Below are 15,333 nucleotides of genomic sequence, written 5' to 3' on the forward strand. Positions count from 1 at the left end.
GTCAGCCCCTCCCGACGAGTCCGACGCGGTTGATGATGGTGTCGAGCATCTCGTCGACGGCGGTCAGGACCCGCGCGGCGCCCTGGTACGCGTGCTGGTAGCTCAGCAGGTTGACGTTCTCCTCGTCGAGGTCCACACCGGCACTCGACTGCTGCTGCGTGCGCGCGTTGGTCAGCGCGAGTCCGGTGAGCGTCGATTCCGACGCGGCGGACCTGGAGGCGCTGCCCACCCCCGCCACGAACGTCGCCCAGGAGCGGTCGGCACCGTCGGAGGCCGCACCGAGTCGCGAGAGCGCGTCGGTGAACGAGTCGTCGAGTTCCCCCGCCGCGTTCCGCGTCGCCAGGCCGCTGCCGTCGGTCGGGACGACCGAGAGGCCCTGGGCAGCCGGGACGCCGGCCGCGAGGGAGAAGAACGGGGTCCCGGTGGCACCGGTCGGTGTCGTCCCCGTCGCGTGCACGGCGTTGACCGCGCTGGCGAGCTTCGTCGCGACCTGGTCGTACGACGCGGACGCCTCGGCGAGTGCTCCGCCGGTGCCGTTCGCCGTCGCGGGGGCGAGCAGTGAGAGGTTCCCGCCGATCGAGCCGCCGGACAGGGCGACCGCGCCGGCCGTGCCCGAGGTCCAGGTGAGGGTGACCGCGGCACCGTCGGCCATGCGCTGCCCGCCGCCGAGCGCCACGGAACGGGCATCGGTGCCCTGCACGATCGCGTTGCCGCCGATGAGGACGTCGACGGTGCCGTCGGTGTTCTGCCGGACCGTGCCGCCGGCCAGCGAGGCGATCTGCTGGGTGAGCTGGTCGCGCTGGTCCAGCAGCTCGTTCGCGTTCCCGCCGGACGCCAGCGCGGTGCGGATCCGACCGTTCAGGTCGGCGACCTGCGACGCGGCGTCGTTGAGCTGCTGCACCTGGCCGTCGACGGTGCCGCGGACGCTCGTCCACTGTGCGTCGACCGCCTTCGAGCCGCTGGCGAGCGCGCTGGCGACGGTCTTCGCGGCGCCGATGACGGCGCTGGCGGCACCGGGGTCGTCCGGGTGGCTGGAGAGCTCGCTCCACGAGGACCAGAAGGCGTCGAGCTTGCTGGCGAGCCCGTCGTCACCGGGTTCGTTCAGCCCGTTCTCGAGCGCGGCGAGTGCGGTGGCGCGGGCGTCGGCGTAGGCCGAGGAGCCGGAGGCCACCCGCACGCCGGCGTCGAGCGTGAGGGACGCCAGGCGGGCGATGCCGTCGACGGAGACGCCCTGGCCCGCGAGCGCTGCGGTCCCGCGCATGAACCCGGTCTGGGCGGCGGGGATCGAGGACTGCGAGACGCGCTGGCGGGTGTACCCGGCGGTGCCGGCGTTGGCGATGTTCTGCCCGGTGACGTCGATGCCGGCGCGGGCCGCGGCGAGGCCGGAGTAGGCGGTGGCGAGGGAGCCGAAGGTGCTGACCACGGTGCTACAGGGTCCCCTCGAAGAGTCGTGCGCCGTCCGTGCCGGTACCCGAGGTACCACTGGCGTCGTAGGTGGCGGCACCCGTGACAGACCCGGCGAGCGTCTCCTCGGTCGCCTGCGCGGCGGCACGGAGGAAGCGGTCGTTCTCGTCGCGGAGCGCCCCGATCTGGGTGGTGAGCTCCACCATCGCGGTGAGGTGGGCGGCGAGGATCTCGCCCCAGGGGCCGTTCGGCGCAGCGGCGACGACCTCGCGCAGGGGAGCATCGGCGGCGACGCCCCACTCCTCGGCGACCTCGGCACTCGACGCGGCGCGCTCGAGACCGGTGCTGCGGAGACGCTCGAGGACCTGCTCGACCTCGCGGCTGGCGTGCGAGACCCAGCGGGAGCGACCGGCCGCGAGGAGCAGCTGTTCCTCCTCGAGCTTGAAGGTGAGCAGCTCGAGCAGTTCGCGTTCGCGCCAGAGCACGGCGGACAGTTCGTTCACGCTCATCAGCTCCTCCCGGTGGGGTGTGTCGGTCATCCTGCGGACACCGGGACCTATCGGGTCGCGGGTGCCGGGCGTAAGCACCGACCGGGTGACCGCGCCTGCCGGACACGACCCGCGCCTCCAGGGAATCACCCACATCGGGGGACAAGAACGCGCGTTCCCAGGCCGGGGTCCCCCCAAATGCCGACCGGGAAAACGCCCCCTCACCCCCGCTTTGGGGACGGTTGTGCACCCACTCAGGGCTTTGCCAGCCGATACATTCGAAGCGCACCGCGGGGGACACCCCGCACCGCGTCGCAGGGACGCACGGTGCACCACCCGGAGGGACCCGGGTGGGTCTTCGGCGTACGCACCGGCCATCCGAGGCCGGCGTCTGCCGCGCCCACGGACGGGTCAGGCATGTCAGGCGACCAGGGGATCAGCATGGACCGGAACGACCGCAACGCGATGATCGTGGAGCACCTCCCGCTCGTGGGCTACATCGTCGCCGACGTGCGGGCGCGTGCCACGCACCTCGACCGTGACGACCTCGCCGCCGTCGGGTCGTTGGCCCTCGTCGCCGCGGCCGAGGCCTTCGACCCCGACCTCGGCGTCCCCTTCGGCGCGTACGCCCGCACCCGCATCACCGGCGCGATCGCCGACGACATGCGCTCCGCCGACTGGGCGTCCCGCGGCACCCGGAAGCGGATCCGCGAGACCCTCGCCACGCAGGAGGCGCTGTCGGCCCGGCTCGGGCGGAGCGTCGGCGTGCAGGAGATCGCGGACGCGATGGGCGTCGACCGCCAGACCGCCGCCGACGCCATGAGCGACGCGGCCCGGACGGTCTCGCCGATCGACGAGACCGTGCACGACACCCTTGCTGCGGACCTGCCGCTGCCGGGTGAGGACCTGCTCGAGGCCGAGAAGCGCCGCTACCTCCGTGCCGCCGTCGAGGCGCTGCCGGAGCGGATGCGCTTCGTGGTCGAGAACGTGTACTTCGGTGACCGGTCGGTGACCGAGGTCGCCGCCGAGCTCGGGATCACCCACTCCGCCGTGTCGCAGCAGCGCTCCGAGGCGATGCGCCTGCTCCGCGACGGACTCGCCGCGCACTACGGGGACGACGGCGTCACCGTGGAGCCGGCCTCGAAGACCACCGCCGCGCGCCGGAGCGCGTACCTGGCACGGGTCGCCGCGAACGCCGCAGCCGGCGTGGCGCGTGCCGTGCAGGACGCCACGACGGTCACGACCGCCCCCGTCGTCGCGGTGAGCTAGCCCTCGGCGGTCTCGTCGCACGACGAATTCCGCCGATTCCCTAACGGCTCCGGCCAACCGGTCGAGAGTCACCCCTGTCAGCCCACGGACGGGCAGACGTACGACCCAGATTTCACGGAGGAAACCACCATGGGTATGTCCATCAACACCAACCTCTCGGCACTCAACACGTACCGGAACCTGAACTCGACGCAGAACGACCTGTCGAAGTCCCTCGAGAAGCTCTCGTCGGGTCTCCGCATCAACCGTGCTGCCGACGACGCGGCCGGTCTGTCGATCTCCGAGGGGCTGAAGTCCCAGGTCGGTGGCCTCACGGTCGCCGCCCGCAACGCACAGGACGGCATCTCCGTCGTGCAGACCGCTGAAGGTGGCCTCACCGAGACCCACTCGATCCTCCAGCGCATGCGTGACCTCGCCGTGCAGGCCGGCAACGACTCGAACAACGCGGACTCCCGCACGGCGATCTCCACCGAGGTCACCGAGCTGTCCAAGGAGCTCACCCGCATCTCCCAGTCGACCAACTTCAACGGCATCAACCTGCTCGACGGCTCCGCCGGCACCGCAGGCGTCCTGAAGTTCCAGGTCGGCGCCAACGGCGACGCGGCGAGCCAGATCGACGTCGACCTGTCGGGCGCGAACGTCTCGACCGTGGCGACCGCCGTCACCGGTCTCGACTTCACGACCGCCACCGGTGCGCAGACCGCGATCACCACGATCGACGCGCAGATCAAGAGCGTGTCGACGGCACGTTCGAACATCGGTGCCATCCAGAACCGCTTCGACCACGCCATCAACGTGACGAACGTGGCCAAGGAGAACCTCACCGCTGCCGGTTCGCGCATCACCGACGTCGACATGGCGGAGGAGATGGTCAAGTACACGCGCGACAACATCCTCAGCCAGGCCGGCACCTCGATGCTCGCGCAGGCGAACCAGAGCACGCAGGGTGTGCTCTCGCTCCTGCGCTAGCAGCGCTGACGCCGCCGTCCGGGATCGTTCAGGTACCCCGGGCGGCGGCGTCACCCGCACCCTTTCCCCTCGTAGCGGCAGGAGCCATCGATGTCGTCCGTGTCATCGGCGAGCAGTCTCGCGATCGACGGTCTCGTCAGCGGTCTCAAGACCACCGACCTCATCAACTCGCTGATGAGCGTCGAGGGGGTCCCGCAGACGCTCCTCAAGAACAAGCTCACCAGCACCAACTCGTTCATCTCGTCACTGCAGACGATCAACGGGCTCGTGCAGACCCTCGCGACGAAGGCGAAGGACGCGGCGAAGGCGACCTCGCTCGACCTGTTCACGGCCACGAGTTCGTCGCCGGGCGTCACCGCGGTCACCGGGGCGAACGCCAGCGCCGGGTCGCTGAGCTTCACGGTCGGGTCCACCGCGTCGGCCCAGGTCGGCGTCACCGCGGCGATGGCGACGTGGTCCTCCGCAGCCGAGCCGATCACGCTCGTCGGCGCCGACGGCACGAAGACGACCGTCACACCGGCCTCCGGGTCCCTCGACGACACCGTGTCCGCGATCAACAAGTCGGGCGCCGGTGTCACGGCGACGCGGGTCGCTGCCGGGACCGACGCCGACGGCACGAAGCTCTACCGCCTGCAGCTCACCTCGGCGAAGACCGGGGCAGCCGGCGCGTTCCAGGTGTACCGCGGCACGGCCGACGACGTCACCGCCGGCACCGCGACGAACGTCCTCACCCAGGTCGGTGCCGCTGTCGTCACGCAGGCGAAGGACGCCAGCGTGACCCTGTGGGCCGGTACCGCGGCGGCGCAGACGGTGACGAGCACGACGAACACCTTCACCGACCTCGTCCCCGGGGTCAGCGTCACGGTGACGCAGCCCACCACCGACCCGGTGACGCTGACCATCGCGCAGGACACCACGAAGGCGCAGACCGTCGCGTCCGGCCTCGTCGATGCGATGAACGCCGTGGCCGCGTACTACAGCTCGAACACCGCCGTCACGAGCACGACCAGCCCGACGACCGGCACCACCACGACGACGGCCGGCGTGCTCTCGGGCGACGGCACCACGCGTGACGTCGTCCAGCGGCTCGCGAGCACGATGTCCGCGCCGGTGGGCGGCAAGTCCCCGTCGTCGATCGGGATCTCGATCACGAAGGACGGCGACTTCACCTTCGACGCCGACGTCTTCCAGAAGGCCCTCGCGACCGATCCGGAGGGCACGCAGGCGATGCTCTCGGGCGTCGCGGCGAACGTCGGCGCCGCTGCCACCTCTGCCTCCGACAAGTACGACGGGTCCATCACCACCGCGATCACCGGACAGCAGGCCGTCGCGAAGGACCTCAACACCCAGATCGACAGCTGGACCGACCGGCTCACCTCGCGTCGCGCAGCGTTGCAGACGATGTACGCGAGCCTCGAGACCAGCCTCAGCAAGCTCCAGTCCCAGTCCAGCTGGCTCGCGAGCCAGCTGGCGTCGACGACGAGCTGACAGGAACACCGATGAACGCCTTCGACCTCCAGTCCGCCGCCTTCCGACAGGCCGCGCAGCCCCGCACCGTCACGGATCAGCGCCGTGCCCAGTACACGAACGAAGCCGTGCTCTCGGCGACGCCGGCGCAGCTCGTCACGATGCTCTACGACCGGCTGCTCCTCGACCTGCACCGCGCCGAGGCCGCACAGACGACCGCCGACTGGGACGCGGCCCGCGAGCAGCTCCTGCACGCGCAGGCCATCGTCGGCGAGCTGTCCTCGACGCTGAAGATCGACGTGTGGGACGGCGGCGAGGGACTGCTGGCGATCTACAACTACGCGTCGACGTCGCTCATCACCGCGAACGTGCACCGGGACGTCCAGGCCACCCGCGACTGCATCCGGATCCTCGAGCCGCTGCGGCAGTCGTGGCACGAGGCCGCCGCGTCGATCCCGGCGACGACCGCGGTGCAGCACCCGACCGGCGGGGCACTCGGTGTCGCCTGACGCGGAACGCCGTGCCGCGTGGGAGGCCGTGCTCGAGGTGCTCGAAGCCGACCTGACGGCGGGCGGCGACGTGCGGTGGTCCGAGCCGACCGGGCTGGGGCCGGTGCCGCGGGAGCTGGTGGGGCGTGCCTCCCGGCTGCTCGCCGCGCAGCGGGACCGGATCGCTGCGCTCGAGGGGGACCGTCGGGCGACGCTCGACCACCTCGGGGCGCTCCGGGCGGTGGACGCGACGCGGGAGCCGTGCGGTTCGGTGTACCTCGACGCGTCCGCCTGACGCTGGGCCGGGCGCGGGCGCGGGGCCGCTGCGCGGGGCCGGCGGCCCGGGCCGGCGGTGAGACGGTACGAGATTGTCGACGTCGTACGACATCGACGTTGTCGCTCCTGCGCGGCCGCGACATGGCGCGCGTGCAACGATCGACACTCCCGACGTCGTACGACATCGACGTTGTCGTACCGAGTCGACCCGACCGCCGCCGCGCGCCCCGCCCCGCCCCCCGTTCGGGGCGACCCCTAACGCGCCCCGCGGCCCGGCCGACAGCGCCCCCTGAGCACGGATCGCTCACCAGTTCGGCCACGGATCGGCCACCGCCATCAGGCGACGTCACCAGGGGACGTCGTCAGCGAGGGGACGGTCCACCAGTGTTCGATTCCGTGACGAGCGTCGCACTGCAGAGTGCGCTCGACGGCCTGTCGATGCGACAGAAGGTCATCGCGAACAACATCGCGAACATCAACACGCCGAACTACCACGCCGAGAAGGTCCAGTTCGAGGACGCCCTGGCGAAGTCGATCGTCGACGGGGACGGCGGCACGACCCCGACCGTCGCGCGGAGCCTCGAGCCGACGAACACGAACGGCAACAACGTCAACCTCGACGAGGAGACGCTCTCGAACATCGACACCGTGCTCCGGTACCAGTTCGCCACGCAGGCGATGAACTCCGAGCTCACCAGTGTCCGCGCGGCGATGCGGACCACCTCGTGACCACGTTCGACGCGATCGGCATCGCGAGCACCGGCATGACGGTGCACCGCAAGTGGCTCGACGCCGTGTCGGACAACATCGCGAACGTCAACACGGTGAAGTCGATGGACGACTCCGCGTTCCAGGCCCGCTACGTCGAGGTCCAGGAGGGCAACGGCGTCTCCGGCGCCTACGTCAAGGGCGCCGCGTTCGGCAGCGCCGCCGGCCGGGTCACGTACGACCCGGACAACCCGCTCGCGAACGCGGAGGGCTACGTCCGCATGCCGGACATCGACCTCGGCACGCAGATGGCGGACCTCATCATGGCCCAGCGGGGCTACCAGGCGAACGCCGCCGTGGTCGACCGCGCGAAGACCGCCTACGAGGCGGCCCTGCAGATCGGGAAGAACTGATGCCCATCGACGCCGTGAACGGTGTGACCACCAACGCGATGACGAACGCGATGACGAGCCTGAGCGGCACGTCCAGCGACGTCGGCACGAGCGCGACGAGCGGAGTCACGTCCGCCGGCGCGACGTCCGACGGCAGCGGGTTCGCCGCCAGCCTCGGCAACGCGGTCGACGGGCTCCAGCAGCTGCAGAGCGACTCGAAGACCCTCGCGCTCAAGGCCGTCACCGGCAACCTCGACGACATCCACGACGCGACCATCGCCGCCACCCGCGCGCAGGTCACGCTCGAGCTCGTCTCCGCCGTCCGCAACAAGGGCGTCGACGCCTTCAACGAGATCATGAGGATGCAGGCCTGATGCCCGTCGCCGTCAAGGACCTCTTCGGTCGTCTCGCCGCCTACGTCAAGGGCTTCAGCGCCGCCCAGCGGACCATCGCGATCCTCGTCATCGCCGCGCTCGTGCTCGGCGGCATCGCGCTCGCGAGCTGGCTCGGCAAGGCGTCCTACGCCCCGCTGTTCACCGGACTGGCGGCGGCCGACGCGGCGAGCGTCACCGACCAGCTCACCACCGACGGTGTGCCGTTCCAGCTCACCGACGGCGGTGCCACGATCCTCGTCCCGCAGGGGTCGGTGTACTCGGAGCGGCTCAAGGCCGCATCGAACGGGCTGCCCGCATCGAACGAGGGCGGCTACTCGCTGCTCGACAAGATGGGCGTGACGAGCTCCGAGTTCCAGCAGGACGTCACGTACAAGCGCGCGATGGAGGGCGAGCTCGCGAAGACCATCGGCGCGATGGACGGCGTGCAGACCGCCACCGTGCAGCTCGCGATCCCCGAGAAGACCGTGTTCGTCTCCGAGGAGAAGGACCCGACCGCGTCGGTGTTCATCGCCACGAAGAACGGCAGCGAGCTGAGCACCGACCAGGTCCAGGCGATCGTGCACCTGACGAGCGCCGCCGTCGAGGGCATGCAGCCGACCGACGTCTCCGTCGTCGACGCGAAGGGCCAGACGCTCTCCGCCGTCGGCACCGGCGCGACCGGCAGCGGGGCGGACCAGGCGGCCGACTACGACGCCTCGACGAGCAAGAAGATCCAGGACCTGCTCGACACGACCCTCGGCACCGGGAACGCCAGCGTCGTGGTGTCCGCCACGATGAACCAGAACTCGGGCACCCGCACGTCGGAGTCCTACACGACGCCGACGACCGGCCCGGTCGCGCTCAACGAGTCGTCCACCACCGAGCAGTACGGCGCGGGCTCCGGTGCCGGCGGCGCCGGGGCGACCGGCGTCCTCGGCCCGGACAACATCGCCGTGCCGAACGGCACCGCCACGAGCGGCGCCGACGACGGGTACAAGAACGAGTCCGCGACGAAGAACAACGCCGTCGACCACACCACCGAGACCACGCAGCTGCCGGCCGGTGGGCTCTCCCGTCAGACGATCTCGGTCGCGCTGAACTCCAAGGCCGCCGCGGTGCAGAACGCGAACCTGCAGAGCATCAACGACCTCGTGGCCGCGGCCGCCGGTGTCGACCAGACCCGTGGCGACCAGGTCCGCGTGGCGATGATGGACTTCGACACCAGCGCCGCCGACAAGGCGACGAAGGCGCTCGAGGCCCAGCAGAAGGCGGACCAGCAGGAGGCGTTGTGGTCGTCGATCCGTACCGCCGGGATCGTCGTCGGCGCGCTGCTCGCCCTCATCGCGATCATCGTCTTCCTCGCCCGCCGCAGCCGGAAGCAGGAGCGCGAGGCGGTCGACCTCGGCGAGCTCGACGCCTTCTCCGGCGAGACCTTCCAGCTCCCGCTCGCCGTCGACGGCGCCGCGGACCGGAGCACCCTGCAGGCCGGGGACGCCCCGACCGTCGCGCTGCCCACCGTCCCGCACGACGACGCCCCCACCGAGGTCCTCACCACCGAGGAGATCACCGCGGAGCGTCGTCGCCAGGACATCTCCGCCCTCGCCGAGCGGGACCCGAAGCGCACGGCCGAGCTCCTCCGCGGGCTCCTCGACGACCGGGCACCGGTGTGAGCGCCCTCGTGCCGAGCGCCGGCGGGACCGGCGCTGGCGACCGTGCGCTGACCGGTGCGCAGAAGGTCGCGCTCATCCTCATGCAGATGGAGACCGAGCGCGCCGCCGAGGTGATGAAGCAGTTCACCGAGATCGAGGCCGAGGAGATCTCCGCCGAGATCGTCCGGATGCGCCGCGTCGAGGACACCGTCGTCGACAAGACCCTGACCGAGTTCCACCGGATGACGCTGAGCGGCCGCACGCAGAAGCGCGGCGGCAAGGAGACCGCGCTCGGGCTGCTCGAGGCGTCCTTCGGTGCCGAACGCGCCGCCGGCGTCATGGACCGCCTGGCCTCGAACCTCGCCGGGCAGTCGTTCGACTTCCTCGACGACGCCGAGCCCGGCCAGGTCGTCACGCTCCTCGAGGGCGAGCTCCCGCAGACCATCGCCCTCGTGCTCGCACACCTGAAGCCCGCCCAGGCCAGCGCCGTGCTCGCCGGGGTGGACGAGCGCGCCCGCACCGACGTCGCCCAAGCGTTCGCGACCATGGGGAGCGCGACCCCGGAAGCCGTCGGGATCGTCGCCGGCGTCCTCCGCCAGCGCGCCGGTGCCGTCGTGTCGCCGCGCGAGAGCGTCGAGGTCGTCGGCGGCATCGCCCCGCTCGTCGACATCATCAACCGTTCCGACGTCGCCACCGAGAAGGCCGTGCTCGACGGGCTCGAGGAGCGCGACCCCGAGCTCGCCGAGGACATCCGCTCCCGGATGCTCACGTTCGAGGACATCGTCAAGCTCGAGTCCCGCGACATCCAGCAGGTCCTGCGCGGGATCGACTCGAAGCTCCTCGCGACCGCCATGAAGGGTGCCGCCGCGCCGGTCGTCGAGACGATCCGGGCGAACGTCTCGGAGCGCAACCGCGAGCTCCTCGACGACGAGCTGCAGGCCATGGGCCCGGTCCGGGTCTCGCAGGTCGAGGAGGCCCGCGCCGAGGTGGTCCGCGGTGTCCGCGAACTCGAGGCGCAGGGCGTCATCACGGTCCACCGCGCCGAGGAGGACGAGCTCGTTGACTGAGTCCGTGGTCCAGCGCGTCGCGTTCCCCGTCATCGGGGACCCGTCCGGGAACGCGCGCGCCGCCAGCGCCGACGTGCGCGGGCACGCCGCCGGGTACGCCGCGGGGCTCCGGCAGGCGCAGGCCGAGACCGACGCGCTCCGTGCCCGGCTCGAGTCCGAGCACGCGGCCCGCACCGCCTCGATGCAGGCCGACACCGCGCGCCGCATCGCGGTCCTCGACGCCGCGACGAACGCGATGCTGTCGCACGTCGCACCGGTCCTCGACCAGGCCGAGCAGTCGGTCGCGGTCGCGGCCGTCGACCTGGCGGAAGCCGTCGTCGGGTACGCGATCCGCGCCTCCCGAACCGCGGACACCGCCGATGACGGACGGGAGGCGCGGGTCGTCCCCGGTGCGCAGGCGACCGTCGAGCGTGCGCTCGCGTCCATCGACCGCACCGTCGCCGTGGCCGTCCGGCTGAGCGTCGCGGACGCCGCGCGCGTCGCCGAGCTCGACCTGCCGGTCCCGGTCGTCGCCGACCCGTCGCTGCACGACGGGGACGCCGTCGTCGACCTGCCCGACGGGCTGCTCGACGCGCGGATCGCCACCGCGCTGGACCGTGCCCGCACGGCGCTGGGGGTGACCCCGTGACCACGACGCTCCTCCGCCCCCGTGGGCTCGACGAGGCACTCCGACAGGCCGCTCCGCAGCGGGTCGGTGTCGTCACGAGCGCGGTCGGACTCGGCCTCACGATCGCCGGACTCGACGCGCACGTCGGCGAGGTCGTCGCCGTCGGTGCCGAGGGCGCGCCGCAGACCCTCGTCGAGGTCGTCGCGACCGACGTCACCGGCGTCCGGTGCATGCCGCTCGGGCGCCTGACCGGTGTGACCGCCGGCACGCCCGCACGGCCGACCGGGCGACCGGTGCTCGTGCCCACCGGTGCGGGACTGTTCGGACGCGTGCTCGACGGACTCGGTCGCCCGATCGACGACCGCGGTCCGCTCGTCGGCGCCGGTGGCGAGCCGGTCGCGTGGGTGCCGCTCGACCACGAGACGCCGAACGCCATGGCCCGGACGCGCATCGACACCCCGATGCAGCTCGGCGTCCGCGTGCTCGACACCCTCACCACGGTCGGGCGCGGGCAGCGCATGGGCCTGTTCGCGGGCTCCGGCGTCGGCAAGTCCTCGCTGCTGTCGATGATCGCCCGGGGGAGCGACGCCGCCGTCAACGTCATCGCCCTCGTCGGTGAGCGCGGACGCGAGGTGCGCGAGTTCCTCGAGGACGACCTCGGTCCGGAGGGCCGCGCCCGCTCGATCGTCGTCGTGTCGACCTCGGACGAGCCGGCGCTCATGCGCCTGCGTGCCGCGTTCGTCGCCACCCGCATCGCCGAGTCCTTCCGCGACGCCGGCCAGGACGTCGTGCTGATGATGGACTCGCTCACCCGCGTCGCGATGGCGCAGCGCGAGATCGGGCTGTCCGTGGGGGAGCCGCCGGCCACCCGGGGCTACCCGCCGTCGACGTTCTCCGTCCTCGCCGGACTGCTCGAACGCGCCGGGACCGACCGTGTCGGCAGCGTCACGGGGCTGTACACGGTCCTCGTCGACGGCGACGACCACAACGAACCGATCGCCGACGCCGCCCGGAGCATCCTCGACGGGCACGTCGTCCTCGACCGGAAGCTGGCGATCACCGGGCACTTCCCGTCGGTCGACGCGCTCGGCTCGGTGTCGCGCGTGGCCTCGAAGGTCACCACGCCCGGGCAGCGCGGTGCGGCGACGGCCCTGCGGAAGGTCATGGCCGCGCGCAAGGCGGCGCAGGACCTGCTCGACGTCGGGGCGTACCAGCGCGGGACGAACCCGTTGGTGGACGCTGCCGTCGACCACCAGGACGCGATCGACGGCTTCCTGCGGCAGGGCATGGACGAGCGCGCGACCGCGGCTGCGTCGTGGCGCTCCCTCGACGCCCTGGTCGGCACGCTCGGCGCCGGGGGTGGTGCCTGATGGCCCGCCGTTTCCCGCTCGCCGGGCTCCTCCGGCTCCGGCACGCCGAACAGGACCGTGCCGCCGCCGCCCTCGCGACCGCCAACGAGCGGGTGCGCGACGCCGCCGACACCCGGATCGCGGCACGTCGGAACCTCGCCGACACCGAGGGGTCGCAGCCGATCCAGGACGCCGCGACCCTCAGCGCGGTCGCCGCGGCCCGTGCCGCCACCCGCGGGATGCTCGAGGAGCTCGACGCCGTCGCCCGGACCCGCCGCGCCGACGCCGACCGGGCACAGGACGAGTACAACGCCGCCCGCCGGTCCGCCCTCGGGCTCGAGAAGCTCGAGGTCCAGCACGACGAGCAGCAGGCCGCCGAGGACCTCCGCACCGAACAGAACGCCCTCGACGAGATCGCGGCACGCAGCCGCGCGGAAGGTGGTGCCCGATGAGCGTGGACGCCGTGCTCTCCCGGATCTCCGAGATCCGGACCCAGATCGATGCCCTGCGCAGCGGGACGACCGCCACGGCGGCCACCTCGGCCGCGTCGGGCGCCGCCTCGTCGACCGCGTTCGCCGACGCCCTGGCGACCGCGACCGGGAGCGGGACCGGCACGACCGGTACCGGCACGACCTCGGCCGTGACGCCCGCGGCCGCCGCCACGTCCGTCGACGCCGGCGCCGGGACCCTCGCGACGGGCAGCGGCGCCACGGGTGCCGACGTCGTCGCGGACGCGAAGAAGTACCTCGGCGTGCCGTACGTCTTCGGCGGCACCACCACGAGCGGCATGGACTGCTCGGGGCTGGTGCAGACGGTGTTCAAGGATCTCGGGGTGACCATGCCCCGGGTCGTGCCGGACCAGGCGAAGATGGGCGTCGAGGTGGGGTCCCTCAAGGACGCGCAGCCCGGCGACCTCATCATCCCGAAGGGCGAGGGACACGTCGTCATCTACGTCGGCGACGGCAAGGTCCTGCACGCGCCGCGACCGGGCAAGGACGTCCGGATCGTCGACAACTGGTACAAGGACTCGGACATCGCCACGATCCGACGCATCGTGCCCGCGCAGGCGTCCGCCACGGCGGCGACGACCGCGGCCTCGGGTGCGACGGACCTGCAGACGGCGGCGCTGCTGTCCCTCATGAACGCGGGGAGCGCAGCATGAGCCTGACCATCACCACGTCCGCCGCCACCCCGGCACCGGCGCTGGCCGCGTCCTCGTCGGGTGCGCCGGCGTCCGCGGACTCGTTCGGCGCCGCGATGGCCGCCGCGGGGAACGCGGGAGCCACCGGGTCCTCCGCGTCCGCTGCCTCGGCTGCCGACGCCCGGGACCGACGCACGCCGACGGGGCCGTCCCTCGACCGCCGCACCCCGGCGCCCGGAGCGGACCGCGGTGCGCCGCCCGCGGCCTCGGCCTCTGCCTCGGTAGGACGGGACCGCCGCTCGGCGACGGAAGCGACGACGACGGACGGCACGACGGACCGTGCGACCCGTGCCGCCGCGGCTCGCTCCGCCGACGGTACCTCCGCCGTCGGCAGCTCCAGCGACGGCACCGCCGCCGGTCCCGCCGCGACGGGGACGGCGCCGACCGTCGACACCGCGTCGATCGTCGCTGCCCTGGTCCAGCCGGTCCCCGCCGCGCCGACCACCGCCGCCCCGTCGGAGGCGACAGCGCAGCCGCTCACGACCGCGCCCGCAGGAGCCGGCTCGTCCGTGGCGTCGCTCGACGCACCCGTGCCGGGCAGCGGGGCGACCCCGATGCCGGACCCCGCCGACCCGACGATGCACGCCGACGCCGCGAGCAGCGCACACCCGACCGCGGCGACCGCTGCCACGAGCCCTGCGGCCGGGTCGCTCGGCGGCACCGCAGCGACGGCCGCCGCCGGAGCCCCGGCCGGGTCGACAGCTGCCGCGGCGACGACCCCGGCCGCCCCGCTCGGTGCGCCCGGTCCGGCCCTCCCGGCGGGACCCTCGCTCCAGGCCGACCGGACGGCAGCAACGCCGGCGTCCGCCGCCCCGGGGACAACGGCCGCACCGACGGCCCCGGCAGCAGCGAGCACGCCGGTCGCCCAGAGCACCCAGGCCAGCCAGAGCGCCCAGAGCACCCGAGTCGCCACGACCGGCACCGGCGCCGACCCCGCCGACGCCGGGCAGCCCGTCGTCGCCACGGCAACGGCCACCGCCACCGTCCCGGCCGCCGGAGCACCGGGCAGCAGTGCCCAGACCGGCCACGAGGCGGACAGCGGCGCGCCCGACCAGGGCGATCCGCGCCTCCAGGCCGTCACCACGCCGCGCGGCGGCGAGAGCGCCGTCGCGGTCCCGACCACCGCGCCGACGGCGCCCGCCGCGCCGGCCACCCCGACGTCCGGCGCAGCCACCGCGAACGCCCCGGCCCCGCTCGCGCAGCAGCTGGCCCGACCGGTGTTCACGCTCGCACAGGCCGGCCCGGGGGAGCACGTCGTCACCGTCCAGGTGACGCCGGACACGCTCGGCCCGGTCACCGTCCGCGCGCACGTCACCGCGCACGGGATGCACGTCGAGCTCTTCGCCGCCTCCGACGCGGGGCGCGACGCGGTCCGGCAGGTCATGCCGGACCTCCGCCGCGACGCCGCCGGCTCCGGACTGTCGACCACGCTCGACCTGTCCTCGCAGAACCACCCGGACACCCGCTCCGGGCACGACGAACGGCCCGCCCAGACGGGTCCACGCGTCGACACCGGCCAGGAGGCGCGGCGCACCCCGCGCGCACCCGGCACCGCCCACACGCCCACCGTCCGCACCGTCGGACTCGACGTCCTCGCCTGAGCGTCGACCGCCAGCACAGGCAGA

17 protein-coding genes are annotated in these 15,333 nt (G+C 72.8%); 15 read left to right on the forward strand and 2 right to left on the reverse strand.

Annotation, left to right across the window (positions count from 1 at the left end):
• Position 1: 1 nt before the first annotated feature.
• A complete protein-coding gene (gene flgK, locus ACEN8D_RS02020) occupies positions 2-1,423 on the reverse strand; it encodes a flagellar hook-associated protein FlgK (RefSeq protein ID WP_071295375.1) in 1,422 nt (473 codons plus the stop codon).
• Between the two features lie 4 nt (positions 1,424-1,427).
• Complete coding sequence (locus ACEN8D_RS02025; protein ID WP_070419569.1) at positions 1,428-1,913, reverse strand: flagellar protein FlgN; 486 nt, start codon at positions 1,911-1,913, stop codon at positions 1,428-1,430.
• Positions 1,914-2,309: 396 nt separating this feature from the next.
• Between ACEN8D_RS02025 and ACEN8D_RS02030 the strand changes: the two genes are divergently transcribed.
• The 15 genes from ACEN8D_RS02030 to ACEN8D_RS02100 all read left to right on the forward strand — a co-directional run bounded on the left by ACEN8D_RS02030 (position 2,310) and on the right by ACEN8D_RS02100 (position 15,309).
• Positions 2,310-3,161 (forward strand): sigma-70 family RNA polymerase sigma factor, encoded by an 852-nt coding sequence (locus tag ACEN8D_RS02030; protein ID WP_229086786.1) that lies wholly within the window; start codon positions 2,310-2,312, stop codon positions 3,159-3,161.
• Positions 3,162-3,290: 129 nt separating this feature from the next.
• Positions 3,291-4,130 carry a flagellin N-terminal helical domain-containing protein gene (locus ACEN8D_RS02035; protein WP_070418828.1) on the forward strand — a complete coding sequence of 280 codons (840 nt, stop codon included), beginning with the start codon at positions 3,291-3,293 and terminating at the stop codon, positions 4,128-4,130.
• 90 nt (positions 4,131-4,220) lie between these two features.
• Positions 4,221-5,618 carry a flagellar filament capping protein FliD gene (fliD, locus tag ACEN8D_RS02040; protein WP_413398832.1) on the forward strand — a complete coding sequence of 466 codons (1,398 nt, stop codon included), beginning with the start codon at positions 4,221-4,223 and terminating at the stop codon, positions 5,616-5,618.
• An 11-nt stretch (positions 5,619-5,629) separates the two neighbouring features.
• Complete coding sequence (gene fliS, locus ACEN8D_RS02045) at positions 5,630-6,106, forward strand: flagellar export chaperone FliS (RefSeq protein WP_413398833.1); 477 nt, start codon at positions 5,630-5,632, stop codon at positions 6,104-6,106.
• Positions 6,096-6,380: a hypothetical protein gene (locus tag ACEN8D_RS02050; protein WP_413398834.1), complete on the forward strand. Its 285-nt coding sequence runs from the start codon at positions 6,096-6,098 to the stop codon at positions 6,378-6,380. The genes fliS and ACEN8D_RS02050 overlap by 11 nt, the downstream gene beginning before the upstream one ends.
• A gap of 365 nt (positions 6,381-6,745) precedes the next feature.
• Positions 6,746-7,090 (forward strand): flagellar basal body rod protein FlgB, encoded by a 345-nt coding sequence (locus ACEN8D_RS02055; protein ID WP_070418831.1) that lies wholly within the window; start codon positions 6,746-6,748, stop codon positions 7,088-7,090.
• Positions 7,087-7,482 carry a flagellar basal body rod protein FlgC gene (locus ACEN8D_RS02060; protein WP_070418832.1) on the forward strand — a complete coding sequence of 132 codons (396 nt, stop codon included), beginning with the start codon at positions 7,087-7,089 and terminating at the stop codon, positions 7,480-7,482. Before ACEN8D_RS02055 ends, ACEN8D_RS02060 begins: the two co-directional genes overlap by 4 nt.
• Entirely contained in the window at positions 7,482-7,835 is a 354-nt protein-coding gene (gene fliE, locus ACEN8D_RS02065; protein ID WP_413399733.1) for a flagellar hook-basal body complex protein FliE, read from the forward strand. The genes ACEN8D_RS02060 and fliE overlap by 1 nt, the downstream gene beginning before the upstream one ends.
• Complete coding sequence (fliF, locus tag ACEN8D_RS02070; RefSeq protein ID WP_413399734.1) at positions 7,835-9,505, forward strand: flagellar basal-body MS-ring/collar protein FliF; 1,671 nt, start codon at positions 7,835-7,837, stop codon at positions 9,503-9,505. Before fliE ends, fliF begins: the two co-directional genes overlap by 1 nt.
• Entirely contained in the window at positions 9,502-10,551 is a 1,050-nt protein-coding gene (gene fliG, locus ACEN8D_RS02075) for a flagellar motor switch protein FliG (RefSeq protein ID WP_309779471.1), read from the forward strand. The genes fliF and fliG overlap by 4 nt, the downstream gene beginning before the upstream one ends.
• Complete coding sequence (locus ACEN8D_RS02080) at positions 10,544-11,179, forward strand: FliH/SctL family protein (RefSeq protein ID WP_309779472.1); 636 nt, start codon at positions 10,544-10,546, stop codon at positions 11,177-11,179. The genes fliG and ACEN8D_RS02080 overlap by 8 nt, the downstream gene beginning before the upstream one ends.
• A complete protein-coding gene (locus ACEN8D_RS02085; protein ID WP_413461703.1) occupies positions 11,176-12,528 on the forward strand; it encodes a FliI/YscN family ATPase in 1,353 nt (450 codons plus the stop codon). The genes ACEN8D_RS02080 and ACEN8D_RS02085 overlap by 4 nt, the downstream gene beginning before the upstream one ends.
• On the forward strand, positions 12,528-12,959 hold the full coding sequence (locus tag ACEN8D_RS02090) for a flagellar FliJ family protein (protein WP_413461704.1): 432 nt from the start codon (positions 12,528-12,530) through the stop codon (positions 12,957-12,959). The genes ACEN8D_RS02085 and ACEN8D_RS02090 overlap by 1 nt, the downstream gene beginning before the upstream one ends.
• On the forward strand, positions 12,956-13,669 hold the full coding sequence (locus tag ACEN8D_RS02095) for a C40 family peptidase (protein WP_413461705.1): 714 nt from the start codon (positions 12,956-12,958) through the stop codon (positions 13,667-13,669). The genes ACEN8D_RS02090 and ACEN8D_RS02095 overlap by 4 nt, the downstream gene beginning before the upstream one ends.
• On the forward strand, positions 13,666-15,309 hold the full coding sequence (locus ACEN8D_RS02100) for a flagellar hook-length control protein FliK (RefSeq protein ID WP_495601130.1): 1,644 nt from the start codon (positions 13,666-13,668) through the stop codon (positions 15,307-15,309). The genes ACEN8D_RS02095 and ACEN8D_RS02100 overlap by 4 nt, the downstream gene beginning before the upstream one ends.
• The last annotated feature ends 24 nt before the right edge of the window (positions 15,310-15,333 follow it).

The organism is Curtobacterium sp. Curtsp22 (genome assembly GCF_059492135.1).

Excerpts from the sequence above, each read along its gene's own strand:
- fliS (WP_413398833.1), top strand. The coding sequence starts at position 5,630 with ATGAACGCCTTCGACCTCCAGTCCGCCGCCTTCCGACAGGCCGCGCAG.
- ACEN8D_RS02025 (WP_070419569.1), bottom strand. The coding sequence starts at position 1,913 with ATGAGCGTGAACGAACTGTCCGCCGTGCTCTGGCGCGAACGCGAACTG.
- fliD (WP_413398832.1), top strand. The coding sequence starts at position 4,221 with ATGTCGTCCGTGTCATCGGCGAGCAGTCTCGCGATCGACGGTCTCGTC.
- ACEN8D_RS02035 (WP_070418828.1), top strand. The coding sequence starts at position 3,291 with ATGGGTATGTCCATCAACACCAACCTCTCGGCACTCAACACGTACCGG.
- fliE (WP_413399733.1), top strand. The coding sequence starts at position 7,482 with ATGCCCATCGACGCCGTGAACGGTGTGACCACCAACGCGATGACGAAC.
- fliF (WP_413399734.1), top strand. The coding sequence starts at position 7,835 with ATGCCCGTCGCCGTCAAGGACCTCTTCGGTCGTCTCGCCGCCTACGTC.
- ACEN8D_RS02090 (WP_413461704.1), top strand. The coding sequence starts at position 12,528 with ATGGCCCGCCGTTTCCCGCTCGCCGGGCTCCTCCGGCTCCGGCACGCC.
- ACEN8D_RS02100 (WP_495601130.1), top strand. The coding sequence starts at position 13,666 with ATGAGCCTGACCATCACCACGTCCGCCGCCACCCCGGCACCGGCGCTG.
- ACEN8D_RS02030 (WP_229086786.1), top strand. The coding sequence starts at position 2,310 with ATGTCAGGCGACCAGGGGATCAGCATGGACCGGAACGACCGCAACGCG.
- ACEN8D_RS02095 (WP_413461705.1), top strand. The coding sequence starts at position 12,956 with ATGAGCGTGGACGCCGTGCTCTCCCGGATCTCCGAGATCCGGACCCAG.